The organism is Pedobacter sp. 10L46_2 (assembly GCF_056395165.1).
Genome location: NZ_JBFTIZ010000044.1, coordinates 1 through 26548 on the forward strand (window position 1 = coordinate 1; position 26548 = coordinate 26548).

Annotated in this window: 29 protein-coding genes; 18 read left to right on the forward strand and 11 right to left on the reverse strand. The window is 37.9% G+C overall.

Going from position 1 to position 26548, the window contains the following annotated elements:
* The 3 genes from AC1DDX_RS07150 to AC1DDX_RS07160 all read left to right on the forward strand — a co-directional run.
* On the forward strand, positions 1 to 361 hold a 361-nt coding region (locus AC1DDX_RS07150; RefSeq protein WP_477621901.1), incomplete at its 5' end, for a helix-turn-helix domain-containing protein.
* A gap of 130 nt (positions 362 to 491) precedes the next feature.
* Entirely contained in the window at positions 492 to 1094 is a 603-nt protein-coding gene (locus tag AC1DDX_RS07155; RefSeq protein WP_288881926.1) for an ankyrin repeat domain-containing protein, read from the forward strand.
* An 8-nt stretch (positions 1095 to 1102) separates the two neighbouring features.
* The gene (locus AC1DDX_RS07160; protein ID WP_337717252.1) at positions 1103 to 2521 is read left to right on the forward strand and encodes an amidohydrolase family protein; all 1419 of its coding nucleotides are present in this window, start codon (positions 1103 to 1105) and stop codon (positions 2519 to 2521) included.
* Between the two features lie 7 nt (positions 2522 to 2528).
* Here AC1DDX_RS07160 and AC1DDX_RS07165 read toward each other — a convergent pair whose 3' ends face one another.
* Positions 2529 to 3353 carry an NHL repeat-containing protein gene (locus tag AC1DDX_RS07165; RefSeq protein WP_172661613.1) on the reverse strand — a complete coding sequence of 275 codons (825 nt, stop codon included), beginning with the start codon at positions 3351 to 3353 and terminating at the stop codon, positions 2529 to 2531.
* 179 nt (positions 3354 to 3532) lie between these two features.
* Between AC1DDX_RS07165 and AC1DDX_RS07170 the strand changes: the two genes are divergently transcribed.
* The 9 genes from AC1DDX_RS07170 to AC1DDX_RS07210 all read left to right on the forward strand — a co-directional run bounded on the left by AC1DDX_RS07170 (position 3533) and on the right by AC1DDX_RS07210 (position 12670).
* Positions 3533 to 3907 carry a transmembrane 220 family protein gene (locus tag AC1DDX_RS07170; RefSeq protein WP_172661614.1) on the forward strand — a complete coding sequence of 125 codons (375 nt, stop codon included), beginning with the start codon at positions 3533 to 3535 and terminating at the stop codon, positions 3905 to 3907.
* An 11-nt stretch (positions 3908 to 3918) separates the two neighbouring features.
* Positions 3919 to 4629 carry an EboA domain-containing protein gene (locus AC1DDX_RS07175; protein WP_288881918.1) on the forward strand — a complete coding sequence of 237 codons (711 nt, stop codon included), beginning with the start codon at positions 3919 to 3921 and terminating at the stop codon, positions 4627 to 4629.
* A 10-nt stretch (positions 4630 to 4639) separates the two neighbouring features.
* Complete coding sequence (locus tag AC1DDX_RS07180) at positions 4640 to 5101, forward strand: TatD family hydrolase (RefSeq protein WP_477621902.1); 462 nt, start codon at positions 4640 to 4642, stop codon at positions 5099 to 5101.
* On the forward strand, positions 5049 to 5579 hold the full coding sequence (locus tag AC1DDX_RS07185; protein WP_477621903.1) for a hypothetical protein: 531 nt from the start codon (positions 5049 to 5051) through the stop codon (positions 5577 to 5579). The genes AC1DDX_RS07180 and AC1DDX_RS07185 overlap by 53 nt, the downstream gene beginning before the upstream one ends.
* 11 nt (positions 5580 to 5590) lie before the next feature.
* The gene (eboC, locus tag AC1DDX_RS07190) at positions 5591 to 6478 is read left to right on the forward strand and encodes a UbiA-like protein EboC (protein ID WP_288881914.1); all 888 of its coding nucleotides are present in this window, start codon (positions 5591 to 5593) and stop codon (positions 6476 to 6478) included.
* A gap of 16 nt (positions 6479 to 6494) precedes the next feature.
* A complete protein-coding gene (locus AC1DDX_RS07195; protein WP_288881911.1) occupies positions 6495 to 7673 on the forward strand; it encodes a 3-dehydroquinate synthase in 1179 nt (392 codons plus the stop codon).
* Positions 7674 to 7675: 2 nt separating this feature from the next.
* Positions 7676 to 8893: a metabolite traffic protein EboE gene (gene eboE / locus AC1DDX_RS07200; RefSeq protein ID WP_477621904.1), complete on the forward strand. Its 1218-nt coding sequence runs from the start codon at positions 7676 to 7678 to the stop codon at positions 8891 to 8893.
* 1 nt (position 8894) lies between these two features.
* Positions 8895 to 10247 carry an alkaline phosphatase family protein gene (locus tag AC1DDX_RS07205; RefSeq protein WP_337717255.1) on the forward strand — a complete coding sequence of 451 codons (1353 nt, stop codon included), beginning with the start codon at positions 8895 to 8897 and terminating at the stop codon, positions 10245 to 10247.
* 71 nt (positions 10248 to 10318) lie between these two features.
* Positions 10319 to 12670, forward strand: coding sequence for a phosphocholine-specific phospholipase C (locus AC1DDX_RS07210; protein WP_337717257.1), 2352 nt, complete (start codon positions 10319 to 10321; stop codon positions 12668 to 12670).
* Here AC1DDX_RS07210 and AC1DDX_RS07215 read toward each other — a convergent pair.
* Positions 12667 to 12984, reverse strand: a complete 318-nt coding sequence (locus AC1DDX_RS07215; protein ID WP_288881901.1) for an isoleucyl-tRNA synthetase — start codon at positions 12982 to 12984, stop codon at positions 12667 to 12669. The genes AC1DDX_RS07210 and AC1DDX_RS07215 overlap by 4 nt on opposite strands.
* A gap of 157 nt (positions 12985 to 13141) precedes the next feature.
* On the opposite strand from AC1DDX_RS07215, the gene AC1DDX_RS07220 reads away from it, so the two are divergent.
* The 3 genes from AC1DDX_RS07220 (at position 13142) to AC1DDX_RS07230 (ending at position 14335) form a co-directional block, all read left to right on the forward strand.
* Positions 13142 to 13483 carry an ArsR/SmtB family transcription factor gene (locus AC1DDX_RS07220; protein WP_172661621.1) on the forward strand — a complete coding sequence of 114 codons (342 nt, stop codon included), beginning with the start codon at positions 13142 to 13144 and terminating at the stop codon, positions 13481 to 13483.
* A complete protein-coding gene (locus AC1DDX_RS07225; RefSeq protein WP_337717259.1) occupies positions 13470 to 13955 on the forward strand; it encodes an SRPBCC family protein in 486 nt (161 codons plus the stop codon). Before AC1DDX_RS07220 ends, AC1DDX_RS07225 begins: the two co-directional genes overlap by 14 nt.
* A gap of 110 nt (positions 13956 to 14065) precedes the next feature.
* On the forward strand, positions 14066 to 14335 hold the full coding sequence (locus tag AC1DDX_RS07230; RefSeq protein WP_048907616.1) for a hypothetical protein: 270 nt from the start codon (positions 14066 to 14068) through the stop codon (positions 14333 to 14335).
* Between the two features lie 26 nt (positions 14336 to 14361).
* On the opposite strand, the gene AC1DDX_RS07235 is transcribed toward AC1DDX_RS07230, so the two are convergent.
* Positions 14362 to 15096, reverse strand: coding sequence for a class I SAM-dependent methyltransferase (locus tag AC1DDX_RS07235; RefSeq protein ID WP_337717261.1), 735 nt, complete (start codon positions 15094 to 15096; stop codon positions 14362 to 14364).
* A gap of 121 nt (positions 15097 to 15217) precedes the next feature.
* Between AC1DDX_RS07235 and AC1DDX_RS07240 the strand changes: the two genes are divergently transcribed.
* Entirely contained in the window at positions 15218 to 15697 is a 480-nt protein-coding gene (locus AC1DDX_RS07240) for an FKBP-type peptidyl-prolyl cis-trans isomerase (RefSeq protein WP_337717263.1), read from the forward strand.
* Between the two features lie 301 nt (positions 15698 to 15998).
* Here the strand turns inward: AC1DDX_RS07240 and AC1DDX_RS07245 are convergent, their stop codons facing one another.
* Positions 15999 to 16721, reverse strand: a complete 723-nt coding sequence (locus tag AC1DDX_RS07245; protein WP_337717265.1) for a peptidase associated/transthyretin-like domain-containing protein — start codon at positions 16719 to 16721, stop codon at positions 15999 to 16001.
* Between the two features lie 354 nt (positions 16722 to 17075).
* Between AC1DDX_RS07245 and AC1DDX_RS07250 the strand changes: the two genes are divergently transcribed.
* A complete protein-coding gene (locus AC1DDX_RS07250; RefSeq protein WP_337717267.1) occupies positions 17076 to 17666 on the forward strand; it encodes a GIN domain-containing protein in 591 nt (196 codons plus the stop codon).
* 9 nt (positions 17667 to 17675) lie between these two features.
* Here the strand turns inward: AC1DDX_RS07250 and AC1DDX_RS07255 are convergent, their stop codons facing one another.
* The 3 genes from AC1DDX_RS07255 to AC1DDX_RS07265 form a co-directional block, all read right to left on the reverse strand.
* A complete protein-coding gene (locus tag AC1DDX_RS07255; RefSeq protein WP_337717269.1) occupies positions 17676 to 18500 on the reverse strand; it encodes an SGNH/GDSL hydrolase family protein in 825 nt (274 codons plus the stop codon).
* A 166-nt stretch (positions 18501 to 18666) separates the two neighbouring features.
* Positions 18667 to 19473 (reverse strand): phytanoyl-CoA dioxygenase family protein, encoded by an 807-nt coding sequence (locus AC1DDX_RS07260; protein WP_337717271.1) that lies wholly within the window; start codon positions 19471 to 19473, stop codon positions 18667 to 18669.
* A gap of 252 nt (positions 19474 to 19725) precedes the next feature.
* Entirely contained in the window at positions 19726 to 20505 is a 780-nt protein-coding gene (locus AC1DDX_RS07265) for an SDR family NAD(P)-dependent oxidoreductase (RefSeq protein ID WP_172661628.1), read from the reverse strand.
* A 43-nt stretch (positions 20506 to 20548) separates the two neighbouring features.
* On the opposite strand from AC1DDX_RS07265, the gene AC1DDX_RS07270 reads away from it, so the two are divergent.
* Complete coding sequence (locus AC1DDX_RS07270) at positions 20549 to 21403, forward strand: PAS domain-containing protein (protein WP_288881888.1); 855 nt, start codon at positions 20549 to 20551, stop codon at positions 21401 to 21403.
* Between the two features lie 55 nt (positions 21404 to 21458).
* Here AC1DDX_RS07270 and AC1DDX_RS07275 read toward each other — a convergent pair whose 3' ends face one another.
* The 4 genes from AC1DDX_RS07275 to AC1DDX_RS07290 all read right to left on the reverse strand — a co-directional run.
* Complete coding sequence (locus AC1DDX_RS07275; RefSeq protein WP_337717273.1) at positions 21459 to 24086, reverse strand: zinc-dependent metalloprotease; 2628 nt, start codon at positions 24084 to 24086, stop codon at positions 21459 to 21461.
* A 232-nt stretch (positions 24087 to 24318) separates the two neighbouring features.
* Positions 24319 to 24891, reverse strand: a complete 573-nt coding sequence (locus tag AC1DDX_RS07280; protein WP_288881884.1) for a thermonuclease family protein — start codon at positions 24889 to 24891, stop codon at positions 24319 to 24321.
* A 41-nt stretch (positions 24892 to 24932) separates the two neighbouring features.
* Positions 24933 to 25757: a universal stress protein gene (locus AC1DDX_RS07285; protein WP_172661632.1), complete on the reverse strand. Its 825-nt coding sequence runs from the start codon at positions 25755 to 25757 to the stop codon at positions 24933 to 24935.
* A 163-nt stretch (positions 25758 to 25920) separates the two neighbouring features.
* On the reverse strand, positions 25921 to 26548 hold a 628-nt coding region (locus AC1DDX_RS07290; RefSeq protein ID WP_477621905.1), incomplete at its 5' end, for a DUF4397 domain-containing protein.

A 26548-nucleotide genomic window follows, 5' to 3' on the forward strand; every position in this document is an offset into this window, starting at 1 on the left:
ATGGTATTCAGACTGCTTTGATCTGCAGGACTCTACTACCGACAATCGCCTGATTAACAATTTCCTTGCACTTCTCGATAAGCATTACGCTGCGCATAGCGAGGTATCATTTTATGCTGCAGAGCTACACGTTACTGCTAATTATCTGAATCAGATTTGCAGGAAAAAATCAGGAATAACTGCCGGAGACCTTATTCGAGAGCGTATTTTGCTCGAAGCAAAAAGGATGCTAACGTTAACAAACCTTGATATTAAAGAGATTGCCTATTCTCTTGGGTTTAACGACACCTCTTATTTCTCCAGATTTTTCAGGAAAAATACGAGTGTTAGTCCTCAGCAATTTCGGAAAACAAATAATTAGTACCCTTATTATGATAATCAGTCCTATTTAGCTGAGGCTTTAAGAACTAAATTTGCATATGAATTTCCGAATCTTATCTGTCATCATCCTTACTTGCATTGCAATGAATGCTTGTTCGCAGAAAAAAAACATGGAACAAAACGAATTAGAGGTTTTCAAAATCATAGCGGCAAACGACAGCACTAAGCTATCGCAATGGCTTTCTGTAAATAAGAACGTTGAGCTGCGAAATAGCAAAGGAGAAACACCTTTAATGAATGCTACTTACAGCAATCGCATTACGCTGGCAAAAATGCTGATCGATGCCGGAGCTAATGTAAACCAGCAAGACAATATGCTAAACAGCCCTTTTCTATACGCCGGGGCTTCCGGTTATCTCGAAATACTTCAGCTTTGCTTAAAAGCGGGCGCGAACTATAAAGTGTTTAATCGGTATAATGGTACTGCGTTAATACCTGCATGCGAAAGGGGTCATATTGCAATAGTTACTGAATTACTAAAAGACAAAAACTATCCTATTGATCATATAAACAGATTAGGGTGGACAGCATTACTGGAAGCCGTTATTCTTGGTGATGGAAGCGATAAATATGTAAAAATTGTTCAGCTTCTGGTAAATGCCGGCTGCGACATTACCATTAAAGATAAAGAAGGCGTTGATGCACTTAGCCACGCCAAAAAAAGAAATTTTAAAGAAATAACAGCTGTTCTTGAAGAAGCAGCTAAGAAATAACCTTCCTAATGAAAAAATTAATATTCTCTATCCTCTTCTGTTTAGCGGCCTCTGGCGTATTCTCACAGAAAAAAGACGCTGATATAATTATCAAATCTGCAAATATCATTGATGTTAAAACAGGCAAAATAATTTCCGGAAAAGCCGTAGCTATTAAAGATGGGAAAATCATTAACGTATTTAATGAAAAGCTGATCAGCGGATACAATTCAAAACAAATATTGGATGCAAAAGGCAAGTATCTGATGCCTGGCCTTTGGGATATGCATATGCACTTTGGTGGTGGCGATTCTTTAATCAATGAAAATAAGAACCTGTTACCGCTATTTCTGGCTTATGGCATTACAACCGTACGTGATGCAGCAGCTGACATTAGCCCTAGTGTATTACAATGGAGAGATGAAATTGCAGCAGGGAAACTACTTGGTCCATCCATTTTCACCTCTGGACCTAAACTAGAAGGGTATAAATCTGTTTGGAAAGGTGATATTGAAGTTGGAAATACTAAAGAGATAGAGCAAGCCCTGGATTCTTTACAAAAAATGCGTGTCGATTTTGTTAAAATAACAGATAATACGCTAAAGCCCGATCTCTTTTTAGAAGCTATAAAACTAGCGCGTAAGCGTGGATATCGGGTGTCGGCACACATCCCAAGTGCCTTAACAATGGAACAAATAGCAAATGCAGGTTTAAGTTCTGTTGAGCATTTGGGCTATGCACTTAAAGCCGGATCAAAAGTAGAAAAAGAGATCTCAGCTGAAGTTGCAGCAGGCACCCTGAAAGGTAAGGCGTTTAACCAAAAAGTTATGGAAACTTTTGATGAAACCGCTGCCTTATCAACTTACAGAAATATGGCTAAGCATGGCATGTATGTTACGCCAACACTTTCCCTAAACTATATCCTTACCTATTTTGAGAAAGACAATCATAAAAATGACAGCTACCTGCAGTACATAGGAAAAGGTTTACAAAAAACTTATGAAGGCCGTGTAAAAAGAGTTGAGCAAGATGATGCAGAAGCTATTGCTTTCAGACATCAGCTGTTTGAAAAAACTGTAACCACACTCCCGCTTCTGGAAAAAGCAGGTGTAAAAATATTAGCCGGTACGGATGCAGGTTATCTAAATTCTTACGCTTACCCTGGTATTGGTCTCCATAAAGAATTAGAATTGCTTGTGAAATATGGTTTAAGCCCATTACAGGCTTTACAGGCATCTGTTATCAATTCACCAGATTTTCTTGGCAAAAAAGAGTATGGTAGTATTGCTGAGGGGAAAAAAGCAGATTTACTATTATTAGACGAAAATCCTTTGAGCAATATAAGTGCAACTCAAAAGATCTTCGCTGTGATAACTGCAGGCAAAGCACTTAACAGAAAGACACTTGATGATATGCTTGAACAAGTTAAGCAATTAAGTGCACAATAGAAGGAATCTATTTTAACTGGTAAGCCATTATGCTCTTCTTGTAAAAAGTAGGGATATAAACTATTTTTTTAACCGGATCGTATCCAATATCAGCAGTGTTTTTCTTTTCCAGATGCGTATCCAACAATAGTTCGGAAGTGCCATTGGCAGATACATAATAGATATAACCACCCCAACATGAGAATAAGAAATCGCCATTGCCAATTGGCTCAATTCCGTCTCCACCAAAAGGCAGCCCTGCAATCTTGATCATCTCTTTCTTTGCATTGGCCTTTAAAAGGTTCTTGCCCCCACCAGCGATATAAAGATCGTCGCCAACTGCTTTGAGTCCATTAACACCATCTATATTTTCCATATAGACAACATCTTTATTGTTAATGATCTGATGGATTCTTTTTGTCCGGGAGTCTGAAACATACACCACGCCTTTATCGCTAACCGTAACGTCATTTAAGAACTTAGATCCTTCTATTGGTATAGTCAGCTCAACTTTACTTGTAGGGATGTCGATCACTACCACATCCGTCAAATCAGCAACATACATTTTGCTGCCATGTATTGCAAGCCCTTTTGGGGAGTTAAGTCCGGTAATCCAATCCAAATTAATCACCTTTCCGTTCATATCCAGTTTGCCTACCCCACCAATTCCATCCTTATTATCGGGGCTATTTCCCATTATTGATACATACAATACTCCGGCCTTAACATCAGGCAATACAGATTCAGGCAGATTAATTATACTGTCTGTTTCCCATATTTTTTCCAGTTTGTGCTGTGCATTAACACATAGAGCCAGCAACATTACAAAAGATAAACTCAAAAAATTCTTCATAACAATTTCCTTAAAATAGAGACTTTACCAATGAAATTACATAAAAACCAACACATTGAAAGTAATATTTTTGTGTACCCTATTTCTTTTTTTACAATACGACCTTATTAAATCGAGTTAATTATCTGTTTATTTGTATTTGTTAATTAAATACACACACAAATTTAATCTTCATTGTTATGCTACTTAGCATTTTAAACTCTATTTTTTGCATCGCGTTTATACTATTTGCGTATGTAAACCTTAATGACAAAGACTCATGGCTTTGGGTGCCTATCTATATGGTGGCTTCCATTTGTTGTGGATTTGCCATTTTTAATCTTTTTTATCCCATCGTATATCTTGTTGCCATATCTTTCTATCTTATTTACGCAATCATCCTCTTTTTTGCAAAAGACGGAGTGCGCGACTGGATAATGAAGTACCGAAGCCCAAGCTTAGTTGAGAGTATGCAGGCCACCAAGCCTTATATAGAGAAAACCAGAGAGTTCTTTGGTCTTCTGATTATAAGCGGTGCACTTGCCATCAACTATTTTGTAGCTGTCAATTTATAAAAAAGAACATCATGCTTTTGATAGATATAGAAGGGATAAAAAGCCTTAATGATCTTTTTCTGCAAATCATTAAACAAAACCTTAGCAGTGATGCCTTGTTGTGGTTGGAGAATAAGATTGAATTGATTAAGACAGAAGAAAAATCAATACAATTAAACCTCGCCTTTTCGCATCTGCCACGTTTGGCCGGAAAAAAGCCGATAGAGGTGCAGACAGAGGATGAGGAAAAAATAGATGGGCTACTACCCGGTTTTTCATTAAATGGGTGGACTGCCGACAGGCTTTCTCGTGTTTGGCTATTGATGCAGGTTCCAGATGAGCATAAAGAAACCTATATCAAAAAGATAAACGGGTTGTTTATTGCCTCTGAAATGAACGAGCAAATTGCACTTTATTCTGCCTTGCCATTTTTAGCTTATGCTGAAGAATGGGTTGCCAGATGTGAGGATGGAATACGCAGCAATATTGGCACCGTATTGGAAGCCATTATGTACCACAACCCATACCCAGCTCATTTCCTTTCAGAAGGGGCATGGAACCAATTGGTGCTGAAAGCATTTTTTACAGAGAAAGACGTTAATCACATCATTGGATTAAAGGAGAGATCCAACCAGGCATTATCGGATACTTTAAGCGACTATGTACAAGAACGTTTAGCCGCTCACAGAACTGTTAATCCGGAGATATACAAATTGATAGAACAAAAAAATCAGAAAATATAAATTTTGAATTATGTGCTGTAATGATAATTTTCAGGAAAGAAATGAAGGAGAAAAAATTCAAACTTCTCTTGATTTAAATGACATCAGCGGGATGAAATTTTTTGACCCGCATGTACACATGACCTCACGTACTACAGATGATTACCAGGCTATGGCCGATGCAGGTATTGTAGCTTTAATAGAGCCGGCTTTTTGGCTGGGTCAGCCGCGTACAGGAGTAGACAGTTTTACCGATTATTATAGCAGCCTTATTGGTTGGGAAAGATTCAGGTCGTCACAATTCGGTATTAAGCATTATTGCACCATAGGCTTAAACTCTCGTGAGGCCAATAACGAAAAACTGGCAGAACAAGTAATGGAAATACTTCCTCACTTTATTTTTAAAGAAGGGGTAGTTGGTATTGGCGAAATTGGTTTTGATGATCAGACTGCTGCCGAAGAAAAATATTTCTCACACACCACACAGAGATAAGAAAAAAGGCACGCAACGTAGTATGGATATTGCGATAGAACATGGACTTTCTCCATATTCGGTAATTGTAGATCATAATAACGAGGAAACTGTTAAGGAAGTTCTGGACAGAGGCTTTTGGGCCGCATTTACCATTTATCCTTTTACCAAAATGGGCAATGAGCGCATGGTAGAGGTGGTAAAACAATATGGATCTGAAAGAATCATGATCAATTCAGCAGCAGACTGGGGCATTTCGGATCCACTTGCAGTACCTAAAACTGCGGCATTAATGAAAAAATCGGGAATTAGCCTTACTGATATTGAACTGGTTAGTTACAGAAATGCTATAACAGCATTTGCACAAAGTGGACAAATTGATGAGAACGATTTTATTTCAGTTAAAAACATTGATCAAAGTCAGAAATTTGAAAGCAATTCGATTTTGCGTGGCGGGCAACAACCAAGAATAGATAAAAATTCTATCATCATTTCCTAATTAGGTATACATTGAAAAAACTATTAGGATATATAAGGCTAATGCGGCCTGCAAATGTTGTTACTTCTGTTGCAGATGTACTGGCGGGCATAGCTATTTCGGGTTCCTTTTCATTAACGGGATGGAGCACTTTACAGCTACCTGTTATACTGCTTTGCATCTCAACAATAGGTTTGTACAGTGGCGGCATTATCTTTAATGATGTTTATGATGCCGATCTGGATAAGATAGAACGTCCGGAACGCCCAATCCCAAGCGGATTAGTAAGCAAAAAAGCAGCAACTATTTTTGGCGCAGTATTCTTCTTTATAGGAATTGCGGCAGCCAACCTTTTTGGCACCACAACATCAGTACTTGCAGTGTCTATTATGATTGCATGCCTTACTTATAACAGATGGGCTAAACATCATTCCATATTAGGCCCACTAAATATGGGGTTATGTCGTGGATTAAACCTATTGCTAGGCGTAAGTATTATTAGCTCTCAGGTGCAACAATGGTGGTTTTTAGCCCTTGTACCTATTATCTATATTGCGTCTATTACCATGATTAGCAGAGGTGAAGTACACGGAGGAAGTAAAAATATGCTTTATTTTGCTGCGATACTTTACGCTATTGTAATTGCCAGCATTCTTTTTTTCGCCACCACAAAAGGCGATATACGCATCACATTGGCATTTATTGTACCTTTTGCTTTAATGATATTTATACCGCTGTTAAAAGCCATACAAAATCCAATAGGGCCAAATATAGGTAAGGCAGTAAAAGCAGGTGTTATTGCATTAATATTAATGAATGCTGCCTGGGCTAGCGTCTTTGCCGACTGGAAAGTAGCCCTATCAATTGTTATTTTATTACCATTATCAATATTACTAAGTAAAGCATTCGCTGTTACTTAGTCAGGAATTTTCAACTATGAGTTATTTAGAACAGTCGTTTAGTGTAAAATTTGAGTATAAAATATACTTCACTGCTTCGCTATTTGATACAGGCAATCCTATCTTGGCAAACTTCTTTAAGGAGAAGCCTTCAGAGGCCTTGCGCAAAATATTTTTCGTACTGGACAAGGGTGTTGCCGATGCTCATCCTGACCTTGTACCATCAATTAAGGCTTACTTTGAGCAACATAAAGATGTGGAGCTGATTAAGGACATCATGATTGTTCCGGGCGGAGAAGCATCAAAAAATGACACTGCACTTTTTGACCAACTGGTTGAAGCAGTGAATGTTTATGGAATTGACAGGCATTCGTACATTGCTGCCATTGGAGGGGGCGCCGTACTTGATCTTGTTGGTTATGCGGCTGCAGTTTCGCACCGCGGTATTAAACATATCCGTATCCCTACAACTGTACTCTCGCAAAACGACTCTGGTATTGGTGTTAAAAATGGCATCAATTACAATGGTAAAAAGAACTTTCTTGGCACTTTTGCACCGCCATCGGCAGTATTTAACGATGACCAGTTTTTGCTTACGTTAAGTGACAGAGATTGGCGTTCGGGTATTTCTGAAGCAGTAAAAGTTGCCCTTATCAAAGATCCTGAATTCTTTTACTGGATTGAAGATAATGCGGCACAACTGGTTGCACGGGATATGGATACGATGAATTACCTGATCAAACGTTGTGCTCAATTGCATTTAAACCATATTGCCGGTGATGATCCATTTGAAACAGGATCGGCCAGGCCACTAGATTTTGGCCACTGGAGTGCACATAAACTAGAGCAGCTAAGTAACTTCAGCGTTTTACATGGTGAAGCTGTGGCAATGGGTATTGCTTTAGATAGCACCTATTCTTTCCTGACAGGAATGCTAACAGAAGAAAAATTACAGCGCATATTAAGTGTACTGATTCACCTGTCTTTTGACATTTCTAATCCATTTATCCAGATTAACGATTCTGAATCTCCAATACTTCGTGGATTGGCAGAATTTCAGGAACATCTTGGCGGCAAACTTACCATTACCCTGCTTACTGATTTGGGTACTGGGAAAGAGGTACATCAGATGGATCACCAGTTATTGATGGAAGCGAGCAACTATGTTTTAAACTTTACCAGTACACACGCTGGTTTACCTATAAGCAACCAATAATAATGAAAGTCAACACTGGCCATTTAACCTATTGCACAAACATACATCCGGGCAAAAACTGGGATGATGATTTTAAAGCGTTACAAGAGAATTTCCCTGTGATCAAACAATCTGTTTCACCAAACGGACCACTTGGACTAGGACTTAGATTGTCAAATATCTCTAGTCTTGAATTGATTAAAGAAGATGCTTTGGCTGAATTTAAGCAGTGGCTTAAGGAAAATGCCGCTTATGTTTTTACCATGAATGGTTTCCCTTACGGAGAATTTCACCGCACAGTGGTTAAAGAAGATGTACATACACCTGACTGGACAACAGACGCGCGCAGAGAATATACTATCAGACTTTTTAATATACTCCAATCTCTATTACCTGAAGGTATGAATGGGGGGATTTCAACATCGCCACTTAGTTACAGGCACTGGTTTAAAACTGCTGACGATTTTGCACAGGCAAAACGCACTGCTACCTTGAATGTAATAGCGGTTATAAAAGAACTGATTAGAATTAGCGAGCAAACTGGTAAAATTATGCACCTTGATCTGGAACCTGAGCCTGATGGCATACTTGAAACCGGAAGGGAATTTATAGATTGGTTTGAGAATGATTTGCTGCCACTTGGCATTCCGGCAATTGAAAGTTCATTTAATGTTGCTGGCATTGAAGCCGAATCATTAATTAAAAAACACCTTTGCCTTTGCTATGATGTTTGTCACTTTGCTATAGGCTATGAAGCTCATGATGAGGTTCTAAAAGAACTTGAAGCAAAAGGCATTAAAGTAGGCAAAATACAGATCAGTGCTGCTTTAAAAGCAAATCTTGATAAATCAGAAGCAGATAGAGAAATCATAAAGAACAGCTTTCAGACGTTTAATGAGCCAACCTATCTGCATCAGGTAGTTGCCTTAAAGAAAGATGGTGGGCTGATTCGTTATTCGGACCTTACTCCTGCTCTTGAAGACTTTGAAAATCAGGAAGCCACGCAATGGAGGGCACATTTCCATGTACCAATATCAATTAAAGAGATCGGATTATTACAATCTACTCAGGATGATATTACCACTGTTCTGGAACTTCAAAAGAATGCCCCTTTTACTGACCATCTGGAAGTAGAAACCTATACCTGGGAAGTATTACCGGTATTACCGGAGCAATTAAAATTACCGATTGCCCAATCTATCAGTAATGAACTGAACTGGGTAATTAAAACAAATGTTTAAGATGAAGAAAACTGTAGTAATAGATGTTGTTGGCTTATCCTCGAACCTTATTGGCAAGCATACTCCCTTTTTAGAACAATACATAAAAGATAAAAACCTTGGTGCAATAGCACCAATGCTACCGGCTGTAACTACCAGTGTACAATCAACTTATTTAACAGGAAGACAGCCAACAGAACATGGTGTTGTCGGGAACGGATGGTACGACCATATGGATTCGGAAATCAAGTTCTGGAAGCAATCAAACAAGCTTGTGCTTGTAGAGAAGATCTGGGACAAGGCAAAAAAAGAAGATCCTAATTTTACTTGCGCCAATATGTTCTGGTGGTACAACATGTATTCAAATGCTGACTACAGTGTAACTCCACGTCCAAACTATTTAGCTGATGGCAGAAAACTTCCTGATTGTTATTCAGAACCGGCAGAATTACGCGATATTTTACAGGATAAATTAGGTCAGTTTCCGCTTTTTCAATTTTGGGGACCAGGTGCAAATATAAAGTCTAGCCGATGGATTGCTGATGCATCTATGATTACTGAGGATCTTTACAATCCTACCCTTACCTTAATATATTTGCCACATCTGGATTATTGTCTGCAAAAATTCGGCAGTGACTTTGATAAAATCAGCAAAGAACTTGGCGAGATAGATGAATTGGTAAAGGACCTGGTAACATTTTATGAAAAAAAAGGAGCCAATATCATTATTCTATCCGAATACGGGATTGTTCCGGTAAGCAAACCGATTCACCTAAACAGAATCTTTAGAGAAAACGGGCTGTTGCAGATTCGTGTAGAGCGAGGTTTAGAATTATTAGATGCGGGTGCTTCTAAAGCATTTGTGGTTGCGGATCATCAGGTTGCACATGTTTACATCAATGATCCAACGGTAACCGACCAGGTAAAAACTATTCTTGAAAAAACTCCTGGCATTGCTATGGTTTTAGATAAGGAAGGCAAAAAGAAATATGGAATGGACCATGAAAGGGCGGGCGACTTTGTATTGGTTGCTGAACCGGCAAACTGGTTTACTTATTATTTCTGGCTTGACGACGCAAAAGCTCCTGATTATGCCAGGTGCGTAGATATTCATAAAAAACCAGGGTATGACCCTGTTGAAATGTTCATGTCTTCTAAACCGCGTGCGGCATACAAGCTATTAAGAAAAAAAGCAGGTTTCCGTTATGTAATGGATGTTATTCCATTAGATGCCACCTTAATTAAGGGCTCACATGGCAGCATCAACACACCTGCAGAGTTTCACCCTGTTTTAATTACGGATCAAAAGCTAAACAACAGCAATGTACAGGCGACGGAAATTCATGACCTGATCTGGAAAGCGCTAAAGGGGTAATCTATCGGTTACCAACTTATTTCTATTCTTATTACATTTGGTTCAAACACACAACATACAAATGAACCACTATGAACTCAAGAAGAGACTTTCTTAAAAAAGCTGCCCTATTATCTGGAGCAGTGGGTTTACCCAATGTAATTCCTATGTCTATCCAAAAGGCAATGGCAATCGAAGCAGATCCCGGATCTACATTTTATGATGCAGAGCATATTGTAATCCTGATGCAGGAGAACCGCTCTTTTGATCATATGTTTGGTAAGCTCAAAGGTGTTCGTGGCTTTAATGATCCAAGAGCTTTTACACTTCCTGATAAGGATAAGGTCTGGTTACAAAAAGATAATGAGGGTAAAACCTATGCCCCGTTTCATGTAGACATTAATAAAACAAAGATTACCTGGCAAGGTGGGCTGCCTCACTCCTGGTCGGACCAGCTTGCTGCCCGAAACAACGGCAAGTATGATAAATGGGTACCTGTAAAATCACTTATGTCTTTAGGATATTATGACAGGACAGATATTCCTTTTTATTATTCAATGGCCGAAGCCTTTACAATTTGTGACCATAATTTTTGCTCATCTCTTACCGGCACTACTCCAAACAGGTTATTTTTCTGGACAGGTAACATTCGGCCTGAATTAAACGGGAGTTCGGTAGCAGCTGTAAACAATTCTCAAGCAGAATCAAGAGAGGGTGCTTTTGTAGACTGGGATACATTTCCAGAGGTATTAGAAGATAATGGCATTGATTGGAAGATCTACCAAAATGAAATATGGACAGCAGATTTACAAGGTGACAATGTAGATGATTGGTTAGGTAATTACGGGGACAATGCAATTGAGTATGTAAAACGCTACAACGTTAAGCTTGCGGCATATTTCAGAAAGAATGGTGATTCGACAAGTAAGCCTGCCCTCACTGCAGCACAGGTAACCGAAAAATACAATAAGCTATCTACCCGTGAAAAGAATTTAATAGACAAAGCATTTGCCAGCAATATAAATGCGCCGTTTAACTATCTGGAACTTGCTCCATTTACCTTTACTAATGACCGGGGACACGAAGAAACCATCAGCATCCCGAAAAACGATATCTTCCATCAGTTTCGCTCTGATGTTGACAATGGCAAACTACCCACCGTTTCATGGCTGGTAGCTCCGCAAAGATTCTCTGATCATACCAGTTCACCGTTGTATGGAACATGGTATGTATCTGAAGCGCTTGACATTTTAACAAAGAACCCCGAAGTATGGAAAAAGACAGTTTTCATCCTTACATATGATGAAAATGATGGGTACTTTGATCACATCCCTCCATATGTAGTTCCAAAACCTAACGACCCATCGAGTGGAAAAGTTTCTGAAGGAATTTCTGTTGATGCCGATTATGAGCTAGAAAAAGATAGCCCTATTGGATTAGGTTATCGTGTGCCAATGATCATTGCCTCTCCCTGGAGCAAAGGGGGCTATGTAAATTCGCAAGTTTTTGACCACACCTCTTCACTCATGTTTTTAGAAAACATACTTAGCAAAAAAACCGGGAAGAAAATTCGCAGTAATATGATTAGCAGTTGGAGAAGAGTAATTTGTGGCGATCTGACATCAGCTTTCAGGCCTTCAACAGGGATGTCATCTGTTGCACCAGCACCTTTAAAAAGAGAAGAAGTTGTTACCAATATTCAAAATGCAAAAAATAAGCCGGCACAGGTTAAGCCAAATCCTTTATCAAAAACTGAAATAGCTTCAGGGGCTTATTTACCTCAACAAGAACGAGGAACAAGTAAGGCTTGCGCTTTACCGTATCAACTCTTTGCAGAATGTAATCTTGATAGTTCTAAAACCAAAGTAGAACTTTGGCTAGAAGCAGGCAGAGGCAATTTCGGGCAAAAAATATTGCCAGTCGGAGCACCCTTTAATGTATACACTACTAATCTATATAACGGGCAGGCAGGAAAGACCTGGGCATATGCAGTAAAAAATGGAGACAAAATTCTAGACCGCCTAACGTTGCAAAATTTTGGGGATGGGCAATATGATTTATGTATAAGTGCTCCTAATGGTTTTTTCAGAGCGTTTAAAGGTGATAAAAATGACCCTTCGCTAAAGGCTAACTGCCATTATGAGGTTAAAGGGTTTTTAAGCAAAAAGCCAAGTGGCAACATTGAACTTATTCTTGAAAATGAGGGTGATCAGGATTTAAAGATAAATTTAATCGACAATGTTTATAAAAGCGATGCCACCAGATCGATATCATTAGGTACGAAAAGTAAAAAAACTTTAATTATTGACCTTCAAAAGAGTTCAGGTTGGTATGATTTTACAATTCAATTAGAGGGTTACAATGCATTTTCAAAGCAATATGCAGGACATGTTGAAACAGGAGAAGATTCGATAACGGATCCATACATGGGTGGGGTGGTTTAAGCCTCTCCCATTTTTTCGTTTACCACAACTTTTTCAGTTACAGGTTCTTCAGTTGTGGATACTTGTGCCTCTGCTGCAACCATTTCTTCTTGTATTTCAGGATCAAGTTCTACACACCCTTCTTTATCTTTTTTTGCAAAAAGAATGGGATAGATGAGCATCAATGCTCCTGCGATAAATAAAATGCCTGCAAACGACAACATGTAATTACTTGATTCCACTTTGTTCACACTCATCACTTTATAAGCAATTAGCGCCAGTATGCCCAATATAAAGGCAATTACTGCTTTCTGAAGTTTTAGCGTTTTAATCATGACCAGAGGGTATTAAAATAGTTTTAAATAGTGGACAAAAATCAAACCATTTTCATAAAGCATCTAAAAAGGTAAGGTCGTCGCTTTGAATTTATTTTTTCAAAAATATTGCGCAATCAAATGATTGCATCTATATTTGCAACCATATAGTTGCAAAATGATAACAAGAAGAGATGTATTTCAAGCCATCGCTGATCCTACCCGCCGCGAAATTATTCAAAGAATAGCACAAGAGCCTTTGAATCTCAACGCTGTAGCCGAGGCTTTCAATATTAGTAGACAAGCAATATCCAAACACATACAAATCCTCACTGAATGTGGATTAGTAGTAATTAAGCAGGTAGGCAGAGAACGATTTTGTGAGCCTCAGCTTGATAAACTAAATGAAGTGGCTGACTGGGTTGAGCAATCCAAGAAACAATGGGTCAGCAAATTTGAAAAACTAGACAATTACCTACAAACAATACAAACTAAACAGAAAGAAGATGGGACAATCTAAAAAAGAACTTTTCATTACGCATCTTTTTGATGCCCCACGTGAACTTGTATTTAATGCCTGGACAGATCCAGAGCAATTAAAACACTGGTATGCACCTGATGGCTGTACCATCGAATTCAAGTACATCAATGTAAAGGAGGGTGGTACATTTCACTCCTGTATTCATGATCCTATACATGGAGATTGTTGGATAAAGGGCGTCTACGATCAGGTTATATTTCCCGAAAAACTAGTTTTCTCAATGATTCTTACGAATGAAAACGGCGAGTCAATAGCATCTGTTGCTGCCGGAAAACCTGAAGACTGGCCAGAAGAAACCATTACTACAGTGACTTTTACCTCAATTGGAAATCAGACAAAATTAGCTATCCATCAAACTGTTTCTGAAGAGGACGCGAAACAAACAGGTGCTTATCAAAGCTGGATCAAAATGTTTAATAAATTAAATGATCTAATCGCGATTAAAAAGTAAAAGCATAAGGATTTATAGAAATATAACATTTAGCTGTCACAATGCAGCTATAAATGCCTATTTATCATAGCAATAGATATATTCTATGTATCTTGTGCGTTATTCAAAATATGAGCGAAATTATAAACGAAACGCAGGTAGGAACTACTGACAAGAAAAAACTGGCTTTTGAAGAAAAGCTTCAAGAGATTGATAATAAATATTCTAGATGGTTTGGTACAAAGAACAACCCATTTACCGGAGCACCGGATAAGATTAACAACTATTTTCGTTATTTCTATACCGCTGAAGGTGAAATTCAACTTTACCTAAAAGATGGACTACCTTTAGAAATAGGTAAAGATTGCAGAAATGCATTCAAAGCAGTTTTTAATAACTAAAACTGCTAAAACCCAATCCCCCAACTTTATTTTTTTAATGCTGAAATAATAAGAAAAATAGGCCTGCGTAATTCATCTTGCATTCCAGGAATAGTCTTTAAAGATATTTCATCCGGCTCTGGTTCCACCAGGGCCGTTATTTCAAATCCATTTTTTAATAACCCATTAATATAGGCAGTTAAAGTCTTGTGATATTTGACAACTTCCTCTCCCAAAAATTTTGCCTTTCTAATTCCCTGATCGAAATACTTATCAACCGGCCAATGAATACGCTCACCCGCCTCATTGTAAATCCAATCCTGACTTCCATAGGCCGTAAATATTGGATGCTCAACCGAGAAAACAAAGACCCCTCCGGTAGAAAGCGTTTGGTACACTTTACGACACACCTCTTCAAAAGATTCCAGATAATGGAAAGCAAGGGAACTGAGTACAACATCATAAGAATCAGCAGGGAAATCAAAAGCTTCAATTGCTATTCTCTTATATTCAACAAATGAAAATTTATTCATTTCGTTGGCAGAATTCAGCATTTTTTCTGACAAATCTATTCCTAGCACTGATTTAGCACCATGTTCTGCAGCGTATTGGCAATGCCAGCCAAAGCCACAACCTAAATCTAAGACATGTTTATTTCTAAAATCAGGGAGCATTTTTTGAAGAACATGCCATTCGCCAGCTCCTTTTAACCCTTTTACTGAACGAGTCATTTGGCTATACTGCAAAAAAAAAGCAGGATTATCATATTTATTTTCTTTCATAGGTTCTGTTTATTACTTGTCAAAGCTAATAAACTCAATCTATTAAAAACAGACGTTTGCTTTTGCTAAAACGACTTATTAACTTCAAGTAATGATTTAAAAAAACATATATTTGATTATCATGACCAAAATAAACCATTTATTACTTTTCATCTGCATGGCAGGATGCCTTGTAGCTTGCAAAAAAGATTCCGTAGAAGATAACCACGATCCAATTGCTCAGTTTACAACTGATACAAATGCTATTAGAGCTTTTGTAACAAAAAACAATATTGTCACAAAAAAGGACGAACAATTTGGAGTCTTTTATCAAATCATTGCACCTGGCACAGGAAATATAGAGTATGTATCTACAACACAGGTTACTGCAAATTATACAGGAAGATTACTAGATGGAACAGAGTTTGATTCTAAAAACGGTGCTGTATTTACAATGGGTGGTTTAATTGGTGGATGGCAGATTGGCATTCCGTTAATTCAAAAGGGAGGTAAGATTCGTTTAATTATCCCTTCTTTTTACGCTTATGGGAATGTGAGAAACGGTCCTGTGCCTGCTAACTCAGTACTCGATTTCACGATAGAAATCACAGATCTAAAATAAAACCAAATATTAAAATATTTATCAGATCATTAAAAGGAGGCTATGGCCTCCTTTTTTATGCATAGAATTATCATAGTATTGTCATTTGAAAAATTACTTAGTGTATTTATTACACTATCTAAAAATAATTCTTACATTTGTATTGTTAATACAGCGTAGCTGATTATTAAACGATTAAAACAGACAATGGTGCGATTATTGTCTTAAAGAAAAAGATCCCGTTCATACTGGGTTTATATTTGGTTAAAAAGAGGTAGTGCTTGGATAAGACTACCTTTTTTTTGTGCCTTATTTTTAAGGTTTAGTTCTTCTTTTCTTTAAACGTCTTCAAATCCGACTTGATCTTCAACATCAAATTGTAATCAGATAGCTCCAATAACTCTTCTTTAGTAGGCCTGTATCGTTCTATAAATAAATCAAGAGAATCGCTCTCGAGCTTAGTAAGCGATGAAACAAAAGACTTTCCAAATCTTGAATCTATGTAAGCCTGTTTTTCATCTTCATGAAGTCTTTTCTTTAGCTTATTCTGAATATCATTTTTTCGCCCTAATAACCTTACCAATTGCAATACGTCAATCTTTACAAACTCAAACCGGCCCCTGGGTTGATAAGAATTTATAAAAACATCTTTAATACCAATAGGTTTATAATTGAACTCTCTTGCAAAATCTTTCCTTAGTTTTAGTGAATCTGCTTTGTGATTCCGTTGACCAAAAATAACAACTTCTTCAAGGTCTAAAGAAGTTGGCTTAAGTCCAATTGTCATTAGAGGAGACTTCCAATCTTTTACAAGAACATATCTTCTTTCATAGCCTATTCCTGAAAACCATACAGTATCTGCTGCAGAGGCAATTAATGAAAAATCACCAGTAGCGCTACTTATCTTTTTTGCATATTTTAATTGTATTGAAATACCGCCGAGCGGGCGTTCTGTTTGGATATCTATTACTTTACCTTTTATTAGCTGCGCAAAAACACCCTGACATAACAACATGAAAAACAAAAAGATAGAACTTCTTAGCATTACATTTTCCATTTATAAACGAAACTAATACATTCTGTAGAGACGGGTAAAATTTTAACAGTATTTAACTGATGACAATTCCATGATAAATAAGTGTTTAAACATTTATTACATTTGCCCCCGAGAGCGTTAATTTAAAGGGGGTAAGTCGAAAGGCCTATCCCCTTTTCTTATTTTAAACCATTTCTGGTCGCAAACAATTCTATAATTTTCTTTTCTAGTTGGTCGATTCCTTTTGACCGTTCGTCGTATTTTAATGCCCCATGGTATAAAACAGATAATAGCTGTGCAACTTTTTTATTGACGGAAGCATCTTATTGATAAATAATCAAAGAATCTTAAATACACACCGTCATGAAAACCCTTACAAAAACTCTATTTGCTTCTGCGTTTACAGCAATCATTTTAACATCTTCCGCTATCTCAACTTTTGCTGCAAATCCCAGTACTCAACTACTTTCATTTAAAACAGGCACTATTACGTTTAACAAGGTTGTTATTAGTGGAAATGTAAAAGTCATTTTAGTGAAAGGCTCGGAGGAAGAAGTCAGAATTGACGAATACTATAATTCCTCGAAAACCACAATCGCCAGAAAAGGTTATAATCTACTAATCAATTCTACCGATAGGTATCCTGTTACCATTATAGTTACAGTAAAAGATTTAAACAGAATTCAGGCATCAGGTAATGCATCAGTAGTTACCAGAGGTGAACTTAATCTTACTTGCTTGCAAATCTTTTTAAATGATAATGCTACCGCCAACGTAAGAACCAATGCAAACAGCATGTATACCATTCTTAAAGGAGAATCGACTTTAAAATTAAGTGGTACTGCAGATTCACATACTTATATAGCTAATAAGATCGAAAACATAAGCTTTGAAAACTTTGTTTGCCAGAAAACAGACAGGCTAACTAACGAGTTAATAGCTTCTAAACAATAAATTGGCCTTTTAATATTTCTTCATGATTTTAACTAGCATATCCGCTATGATCTGATAACCTTTATCTGAGGGATGTAAGCCATCGAAAGTATTGTCACTTGCTTCTATCGGATAAGGGTATTCATCAGTATCAGGATTAAAAGGAATATCCTTAAAATCAGGATAGCTATAATTCTTATAAGCTCCTGTTTCAGGATCTTTTAATCTTTTATACTTTACCAGGGTTTTTAACTCCATGCCACTTTTATTATATAAGTCCACTACTTTATAATGTTCATGACGGCCAATTTCATTAACAGCATCTGCAAACTGCGATAGCATCTGTCCCTTTTTCTCCTTATAAGAGCCCCATGCGTTATTATTACTATTTGCTATGTATACAAAATCTACACGTTGCATTGGAGTAATCAGAATAATTTTGGCATCAGGATTAAGGGTTTTAAGCTTGTTAATAATGATGCGATACGAACCGTAAACTGTTTTGAGACCAGTGCTATTGATATAGTCATTTAAAGTTCCTAATGGTTGGCCTGACCACCAATCGTTTGTACCTAAAAAAACTGAATATACATCGGATTTCTGGAGGCCAAGATTTTCGATTTCCTTGGCAATACCAACAGCTGTCCAACCATTATGGCCCTGATTAATGTAACGAATATTAGGCAACTTGCTTACCACCCTGGTCATGTAACCGCTGGTAACCCGGTTACCCGTTTCGTCCTGATGTTCATTTAAATAGGTAATGGAGTCACCAATAGCAGTCCATGTAATTTCCTTCTTGGTAAAAGATCCAAGAGTAACAACAATGGTAAGCAGCAATAATATTCTTTTCATTTGAGATCAAATTAACATTTACTTTATAGTAAACATAAGAATAAAATACGATTGCAATCTATCTTGCGATGCTTCTTTTATATACCGTTTTTACAAACAAAATAGGCTTATCCAGTCGGCCCGACCTTATCAAATAATTTATGATGATTAAGAATAACATGACTACTTATTTAACAATACCTGCAAAACGCTGGTAAAACACGGTTGGACTATTTTCATTTTTAGGAGCATATTTGCCTGCAATAATTGGAATGTAAATTACCCTTCTACGACTTTGCTCACCAATTACTGTAGATTGTGCAACACGATGCCATAATCTTCCATCGTGGATAGTAAGATCGCCCACCTCAGGTACTACTGCAATTTCTTCAGCATCTTCATCGTGGTCAAGAAAATATTTTTTTCTGAAAAGCATTTGATAAAGTCCTTGCTTGTGCGTACCTGGAATTATTCTTAAACCTCCATTTTCAGGTTCCAGATTATTCAGATGTATTCCCACATTAAGCATTGGATTTAGCTTTTGCCCATAAAAAACATCTCTTAAGCCATCAGTGTGCCACCCCATTTTTGTGAATTTACTATCCGGGCCATTTACATAATGATTAAAAACCATTCCGTCTTTTTCACTGTCGCCTAATCTGGCACCTGCACCAGCAAGTTCAAGTAAACCATTTAGTCTTGGATCAAGTAAAAGACCACTAAAGGCCGAATGATGCTGGTTAATAAATGCAAATCGTTGTACTATAGAAGAGCCATCGAGATCACGTCCATATTTAATTGGAACGCCATTAACTTTACTTACATCCTTTTCTAACCATTTTTTTTGCACTTCCAGAGAAGCATCTACAATTGATTTTACAGTTTGAGGTGTTATAAAGTTTTTGAAATGAATAAAGCCGTTTGTATTAAAAAAGTCTTTCTGCTCAGCGGTTAAAGTTTCAGCTAATGAAAACTTTGGATATGAAGTTGCCATAGGTATATTTTATAAAAAATTAAAAGAAGGTAATATTTGAAATCAGAGGTGGGTGCATGCGACCCTAAGAAATTAACAGCAACAACACTGCATGGGCTTCATCATCTGAAGCATTGCCATGGAGTGATTTAATGAAAAGTTGTTACCTGTTTTAATAGACATAGTCTATGTGTTTAGTAGTTTATTTTACAAACATATAAAATATATTGAATACCAAGCATTTATTTTTAAAAAATATTTTCTGATTCCGGATTATTTGATTTTATAGATGCCGGCTGTTATCTTCTCAATAAGTGATTTTGGTAAGACTCTATTCGCATATGCCGATATAATATTAGTGAAACCAGGTATTACTTCTGCTTTCCGATTTAACATCGCTTTAACTGCAATCTCCGCAACAACATCTGCATCCATATTAAATTTTTCGGCGATATCGTTAATAACTGAGAGTCCTGCCCTCTCGGCAAAACCAGTTCCAACAGGCCCCGGACTAATACACGTTACTGATATGGATGAATCTTTTAGTTCATATCTAATGGCCCTGCTAAACGACAAAACATATGATTTAGACGCCGCATACATCGCCAATGTAGGCACTGCCTGATACGCTGCCGTACTAGAAACATTAAGCACATAACCTTGCTGGTTTTGTCTTAAAATTGGAAGCATATAATAAGTAAGTTCGGTGAGTGCCGTTACATTAAGTTGTAACATATTTAACTGTTCATCTATAGAAAGGCTTTCAAATTTGCCCCAAACGCCAAAACCAGCATTATTAACAAGGGCTGAGACAGGAAAAGCATTGTCAGTACACCATTCCGTTACGCGCTTTGCAGCTCCGTGTACAGACAGATCTAATGCGAAAACTTCCACACTAACATTATACTGGCTGGAAAGTTCCAGTTTAAGTGCATTAAGTTCAGGAGCCGACCTTGCCACAAGTAAAAGATTAAACTTTCTTTTGGCTAACGAAATGGCTATTGACCGTCCTATTCCTTTACTTGCTCCTGTTATTAATGCGAATTGATTCATAAGGCTAAAAATGTAAATTTACAATAAATCAGCTCTAATTATTTTGAAAAACAACGCACTAATCAGAATCGTCATCACTTATCTAATTTTAGGTGGAACATGGCTACTTATAGGTTCGCAATTTATCGGTTGGCTTGATCGGCAATACCCGGCAACTGATTTAAGGAACTTATACTACCTTAAAAACTTTATATTTTTAATTGGCACTGCTATAGCGGCAGTAATAGGCTTAAACTACCATTATAGTAGCCTTTTAAATACAGAAAGAAGATATAAAAATGAACTTATTGCACATGAGAAACAGTTAAACGATCAAGTCCTCCTATACAATACGGTTACCAGGGCCACCAATGATGTGATATGGGATTATGACATAGCCAATGACAAATTAACCTGGATGAGTGGGTATAAAGAGATCTTTGGGCATGAAGACAATGAGGTTATTCACAATTCCTTCTGGGCTATGTCCCGGGTACATCCCGACGATCAGGCCCGTATCATTTATGAATTTGAGAAAATCATAAAAACAAAAGGGAACAAGTGGAAAGCAGAATACAGATACCTTTGTCAGGATGGCAGTTACAAACATGTTTTTGATCGCGGCTATCTAATCTTCGATGATTCCGGCAACCCGCTTAGAATGCTTGGAGCAATGCAGGATATAGATGTAAGAGTAAAACATGAAGAGCAGCTCGTAGCTCAGAATGAAAAGCTTAGAGAAATTGCCTGGCACAACTCTCACGAAGTAAGACGACCTCTATCTAATCTGCTAGGACTTATCCCTTTATTAAAGGATTCAATTGGCGACCAGGAGACCCTTACGGGCTTAGTTAATTTTCTAGAAATCTCGGCAGGAGAATTGGACAATGCTGTATTGAAGATCAATGACCAAATTTAATAAAGAAGCCTGCACCGATATCGGCGCAGGCTTCTTTATTAAAGCAATTACAAATTTATTTAACTGCCAAAGCTTTATCAATTAAAAAAGTCAGGTTTGTACGGTGAGCTTTAGTTTGTTCATTTGTTGAAACCGCACCACCAAGCTGGGTTTTTACCTTTTTTAAGGTAGATAATGCCGCAGCTTTACTTGCATTATCATATCCGCCAGGTGAAGAAACGATGCTTGCTGAAGCTTTTATAAATTCAGTCTGTAGGTTTTGACGGAATAGATTCACATTCGATTTAAGATCTGCAGCAAAAATATCATTCGCCAAATCGTTCATTACACTTGCTACAGAATATGTGTTACCATAAAGCCCACTATTGTTTATTCTCGTCAACGTATTTGGATGTAGAATTTGGGCAAGCGTACTTAACTGTATAGACATGAATGTATTCTGAGGCTTAAAGTCCTCGTTACTTCCAAAAAATCCAAATCCACGTCTCTGAATTTGAAGATAAGGGAATAGTGGGCTATCTGCATCAAAAGCATTAGGAGCAAACACATATTTACCCAACAGTGCCATTGCCTTTTTTTGATAAGCAACAGGAACAGGCGTAAATGGGGCAACAGTAGTTTTCTGTCCCACAAAACTTCTATCTACATAAACACCGCCAACGAAACGGCTTATCGCCGCTGCAATACTTGCACGTTGTCCGTTAAGCTGCTGATAGCGTAAGCGTAACTCCTGATAGCTCTGACCAGTTCTGCTAAAACGAGACTTCAGCTTTGGCATCATTGTGTTAATCAATTTAAACCTATCCTCTCCGTAAGCAACCATGTCATTAGTCTGATCATTAACATTCACTCTTGGATCGATACCACCTCCAGGGCTTCTCATGTCATCTGCATCATTACCAAATGCAAGCTGTGGATCTGTACTGCGGCTTAAAATCTTATTTAGTCCGGCCTCTTCTTCCGACTCGCTAAATGGAGTATAGCCATACTCTATTGCCCATAAATCATATGGACCCGCTTTAGTGGTATAATAATCACCTTGTTTACTACGATCGCTGCTTACGTTAATAGCAGGATAATCCATTACAGATCCTTGCAATCCAATTTTACGGGTAAGCGCTACATCATTCATTTGAGCAGGGGTTAACATTTGACTGGCTTTCATATTGTGATTAAGTCCAAGCGTATGTCCCATTTCGTGCATGATAAGATAGTATAAGAATTGTTTGTGCATTTCACGGACAGTTTCTGCTCTTTTTGCTTCTGGAACATCAGCATCCAACGCTTCAATTGCTGTTAAACCAGTCTGATACTGCATACTTAGCTCCTGGGCCAATGTACAAGAAGCCATATGGTTTTTATCGAAACTATGCCCTTGACCTGATTTTAAAGAAGCAGCCTCAATAGGATTTTCCCAAGGCAGCTTTAAAGCAGAATTTCCACCGTTATAAAGATCGTCTGTAATAATTGTACCTGCTCCAGAGCGCCATTCAACAGTAATGTCGGCGCCTAAAATCTGGCCAGTTAATGGGTTATAAAAACTTGGGCCTATTGCACCATAAGAAGGATATGCCGAAGACACCCAACGGATTACGTTGTAAGCAATATCTGCCGGGTCCCAGCTAGCCGTATCAGGCATTTCTTTCATTACAACAGCATTCTTGAAACCCGCTTTCTCAAATGCTTCGTTCCATTTCTCACCTGCCTCTTTTATAATCGGGCGATACTCTAGCGGGGTAGTATTCTCAATCCAAAATACAATTGGTTCTACCGGCTCGCTTAATGCCGCCGACGGATCTTTCTTTTTAAGGTTCCAGCGGCTAATAAAATCTTTATATGGTGCAGGTGATAAAGAAGTCAGGTTATCTACTTCGGATCCAAAATAACCTACCCTTGGATCATCACGACGGGCGCGGAAATCATTCTTAGGAACTTCAAGAAAAGAATGCTGCATTTTAACCCTTACATAGCGGGCATCAGTAATGTCTTTTCCTCCCCCGTTTAAAGGCACAGGGTTATCATAAGCAAGTTCCACAACTACGTCTGTATTTCCCGGGAATGAGCGTATCTTTTGGTACTTTGATTTAGAGGTATTTAGGTTTCCAAGATTAAATACAGCCCCCGGAGGCAAAGTTGGAGGAAAAACCGGTTTAACGGGATCCAGTTTGTCTCCAAGAAAAAGACCGTCTACAGCAATCAGGTAGCCTAAAGAATCTTGTGCAGCTACCTTATCACTATAAAAAACTGCATCTGATACGTCAACATCTGCTGATTTACTTACCGGATTTGCCTTATCGTAGTAAAAATTAGTATTCTTTTGAAGAAGCTCAATTTTATCATCAGATTTCTGGATATAAAACAACCAGGTAGTTCTGATCATATTTTGGTTAAGAAACAAAGTTGTTGGCCCACCCATCGAGAAACTTTGATAAATGTAATTCTTGCCTAACTGATCTTTCTTAATATACATCTGAAGGCTACCCGTTACGGTATCTCTATACATCGAAAAAAGACCGTCAATCTTTTTACTTGATTTTATTTTGTCATTTATTGTTGGTTTAGCAGGCTTGGCCATCGCTTTTTTTAGCGAATCAGCGGCAAGCTCTTTTTTCTTCTTTTTTTGGGCAAAAGCGCCCCCTGCCAAGAATAATACTAGCGTGAGCAGTGTAATGGTTCTTTTCATATGAAATAATAGTTTGTTTTTGTTACGAATTTATCTTGTGTATGATGCTTTCACGCAATAAATGTTACTAAAAATATGAATTTTCAGGCAAAAAGAATATGTCAAAATCGCTTTTCAGAAAATTAATCTACTTGTTCTTTAAACGAGGTATTAAAAAAGGCATGTTTGTTCCTTAATTAAACAATCTTAAATTATCCTGTTAGTTGTATGCCTGACAAATAAATCTCGATCACTAAGCTCTTAAACGATAATTAATACCCAGAATAATGAACATTATAACAAGCCCACCAATTACATAGCGGTTCTCATATAGGTCTATTTGGGTAATGTTGCTTATAGGAGTAGTTACTGGAATATTTTGGGGTTCGTTTCTTTCGGCTTCAGTATACTTCCACATTCCCAGCAACTGATCTTTTGCTTCGGCTTCAGCATCAGTGTACACCGCAGCTCGGTCAAAACGAAACTTAAGTAAAGCGTAAGCATATCCTTCACGGATCATTTGCTCATTTATATCCACTCCACTAAGCACAACATATCTCAACAATCTCGAGTATCTGTCTCTGTCTTTTGACTTATGGTCTCTTGTTAGTTCAATATCTCTTCCTTCAATCAGCTCTGCTAAGTGTTCCTTTGCTTCAATGCCATAAAAATCCTTCATTTCAGGCGCATTTATACCTATTAACCTTACCCGCTCGCCTGATTCAGTTACGAAAGTATCACCATCAACAACACGCTTAACCTTTGTGAATTGTCCAAAGCACAGACTATGGCTTGCAACAATTAAAAACAGAATTATATACTTCATTTGAAGCGGCAATGATAAGCATAAAAAAATTCTGATTCAACTTAGGAAATTGGGAGCGAAAGCAAGGGTATTTTTAATCCTGAAGCCATTATGCGTGTTTTACTCCGGTGAATAATAGAAGCCCAGAATCCATATTTTTTTGGCACCATAATCAATAGATCAGCTCTGAAATCGATAATTTCTTTTTCTATTTCCTTGATCACCGCATTGGAATTTACGTTCTTATAATAGTAAGAAATGCCTTCAAGTCCATCATCAATGGCACTTACTTCCGGTAAAGAAGCGTTTAGTGTTTTTAATTCTTCAACCTTCTGACTTACATTAAAAACTTCAACCTCGGCGTTCAGTGCTATTGCCAGTTCTTTAATATTGGCAAGTACTTTTTCTGATATACCTCGCAACACATCACAAGCAAAAAGCACATTTTTGGTGCCCTCAAACCTGGCTCCCAGCGGAACAGCCATAACCGGCAGATTGAGTTTCTTAATTGCCGATGTTGTGGTGTTACCCCAAAGATCCTGCTCCAAAGTTTTAGTATTCATCCCCAATACCACCAGGGCAGCCTGATGCTTGTCTATTAAGCTTTTCAGCGCCTCCTGAACAAAGGAGAGGTTTGATTCATGTTCTACCTCTATATCGTAATCGATAGATAGAGATAGTGCTCTTTCAATTAAGCGAATCTCATTATCCGTTATCAATTTTTGTATGCTGGCTGCCGGCAAAAGGGTATTTGCAGCATGAGTAGGAATTACAAAAGAATTGTAAAGGATAAGCTTTGCATTATTATGTTTGGCAATGGCAGCGGCATATTCTACAGCGTTCTCAGCTACTTCCGAAAAATCTGTGGCTACAATCAGGGGGTTCATATATAAAGTATTAATTCTTTATAAATTTAGGCATATACTACTTTATAAAACAGCCCGAACCCAGGTTAAACCGTTATTTTACTTTAATCTTAGATTTCAATTGTAACATAGCAATGACGGAGTGCACTAGCACACTCCGTCATTTCGACTGCTTTAACCAATGTTACTTGCTATGTGTAATTATGGTTGCACTTAGCCCGGCTCCGCCAGGGCTTCCATTTATAAAGATGGTGTATATCTTTCCGGCCTCAAAAGTTATGTTAGATAACCCACTGCCTGCAATAGGTAATACTGCCTGAGTCGTATTGTTCTTAACCTCAAGATTCTTAGATGCAACAGCATCAATTTCCTTAAAGGGGCCAAGCGTTTTCCAACTCAAACCCGGTATGGTGGCCGGAGCCTTCCCATTTGCATCATAGGTTATAATGGTCTGATCGCCAAAATTGCCATATGCAACATTTGAAAAAACTGCACCACTACCTACTAAAACTAAATCTACATTCGGTGCATCAGGAGAAAAGTTTGCAAACCGCACTTTTGCCTTACCAGAAACCGGCGCTGTTAAATCATCATACACCAATACCAGACTATCCCTATTTCCAGGATTCAATTTACTGGGCTTACGTTTGGCAACCGCGAATAAAGTATGATAATAGCTCGCAATAGGACCATTAGGAGCTGCAAAAGAAGCTTTATCAGTTTCCTGTACAAAAGTGGCACTCCCTCCAAATACATATGATGATTTATAGCTCGTGTTACTCCCCTCGGTAGTATTGTATTGTACTTTTCCA

Coding starts and splice junctions, on each gene's coding strand:
- AC1DDX_RS07155 (WP_288881926.1), top strand. CDS start 492: ATGGAACAAAACGAATTAGAGGTTTTCAAAATCATAGCGGCAAACGAC.
- AC1DDX_RS07160 (WP_337717252.1), top strand. CDS start 1,103: ATGAAAAAATTAATATTCTCTATCCTCTTCTGTTTAGCGGCCTCTGGC.
- AC1DDX_RS07165 (WP_172661613.1), bottom strand. CDS start 3,353: ATGAAGAATTTTTTGAGTTTATCTTTTGTAATGTTGCTGGCTCTATGT.
- AC1DDX_RS07170 (WP_172661614.1), top strand. CDS start 3,533: ATGCTACTTAGCATTTTAAACTCTATTTTTTGCATCGCGTTTATACTA.
- AC1DDX_RS07175 (WP_288881918.1), top strand. CDS start 3,919: ATGCTTTTGATAGATATAGAAGGGATAAAAAGCCTTAATGATCTTTTT.
- AC1DDX_RS07180 (WP_477621902.1), top strand. CDS start 4,640: ATGTGCTGTAATGATAATTTTCAGGAAAGAAATGAAGGAGAAAAAATT.
- AC1DDX_RS07185 (WP_477621903.1), top strand. CDS start 5,049: ATGATCAGACTGCTGCCGAAGAAAAATATTTCTCACACACCACACAGA.
- AC1DDX_RS07195 (WP_288881911.1), top strand. CDS start 6,495: ATGAGTTATTTAGAACAGTCGTTTAGTGTAAAATTTGAGTATAAAATA.
- eboE (WP_477621904.1), top strand. CDS start 7,676: ATGAAAGTCAACACTGGCCATTTAACCTATTGCACAAACATACATCCG.
- AC1DDX_RS07205 (WP_337717255.1), top strand. CDS start 8,895: ATGAAGAAAACTGTAGTAATAGATGTTGTTGGCTTATCCTCGAACCTT.
- AC1DDX_RS07210 (WP_337717257.1), top strand. CDS start 10,319: ATGAACTCAAGAAGAGACTTTCTTAAAAAAGCTGCCCTATTATCTGGA.
- AC1DDX_RS07215 (WP_288881901.1), bottom strand. CDS start 12,984: ATGATTAAAACGCTAAAACTTCAGAAAGCAGTAATTGCCTTTATATTG.
- AC1DDX_RS07220 (WP_172661621.1), top strand. CDS start 13,142: ATGATAACAAGAAGAGATGTATTTCAAGCCATCGCTGATCCTACCCGC.
- AC1DDX_RS07225 (WP_337717259.1), top strand. CDS start 13,470: ATGGGACAATCTAAAAAAGAACTTTTCATTACGCATCTTTTTGATGCC.
- AC1DDX_RS07230 (WP_048907616.1), top strand. CDS start 14,066: ATGAGCGAAATTATAAACGAAACGCAGGTAGGAACTACTGACAAGAAA.
- AC1DDX_RS07235 (WP_337717261.1), bottom strand. CDS start 15,096: ATGAAAGAAAATAAATATGATAATCCTGCTTTTTTTTTGCAGTATAGC.
- AC1DDX_RS07240 (WP_337717263.1), top strand. CDS start 15,218: ATGACCAAAATAAACCATTTATTACTTTTCATCTGCATGGCAGGATGC.
- AC1DDX_RS07245 (WP_337717265.1), bottom strand. CDS start 16,721: ATGCTAAGAAGTTCTATCTTTTTGTTTTTCATGTTGTTATGTCAGGGT.
- AC1DDX_RS07250 (WP_337717267.1), top strand. CDS start 17,076: ATGAAAACCCTTACAAAAACTCTATTTGCTTCTGCGTTTACAGCAATC.
- AC1DDX_RS07255 (WP_337717269.1), bottom strand. CDS start 18,500: ATGAAAAGAATATTATTGCTGCTTACCATTGTTGTTACTCTTGGATCT.
- AC1DDX_RS07260 (WP_337717271.1), bottom strand. CDS start 19,473: ATGGCAACTTCATATCCAAAGTTTTCATTAGCTGAAACTTTAACCGCT.
- AC1DDX_RS07265 (WP_172661628.1), bottom strand. CDS start 20,505: ATGAATCAATTCGCATTAATAACAGGAGCAAGTAAAGGAATAGGACGG.
- AC1DDX_RS07275 (WP_337717273.1), bottom strand. CDS start 24,086: ATGAAAAGAACCATTACACTGCTCACGCTAGTATTATTCTTGGCAGGG.
- AC1DDX_RS07280 (WP_288881884.1), bottom strand. CDS start 24,891: ATGAAGTATATAATTCTGTTTTTAATTGTTGCAAGCCATAGTCTGTGC.
- AC1DDX_RS07285 (WP_172661632.1), bottom strand. CDS start 25,757: ATGAACCCCCTGATTGTAGCCACAGATTTTTCGGAAGTAGCTGAGAAC.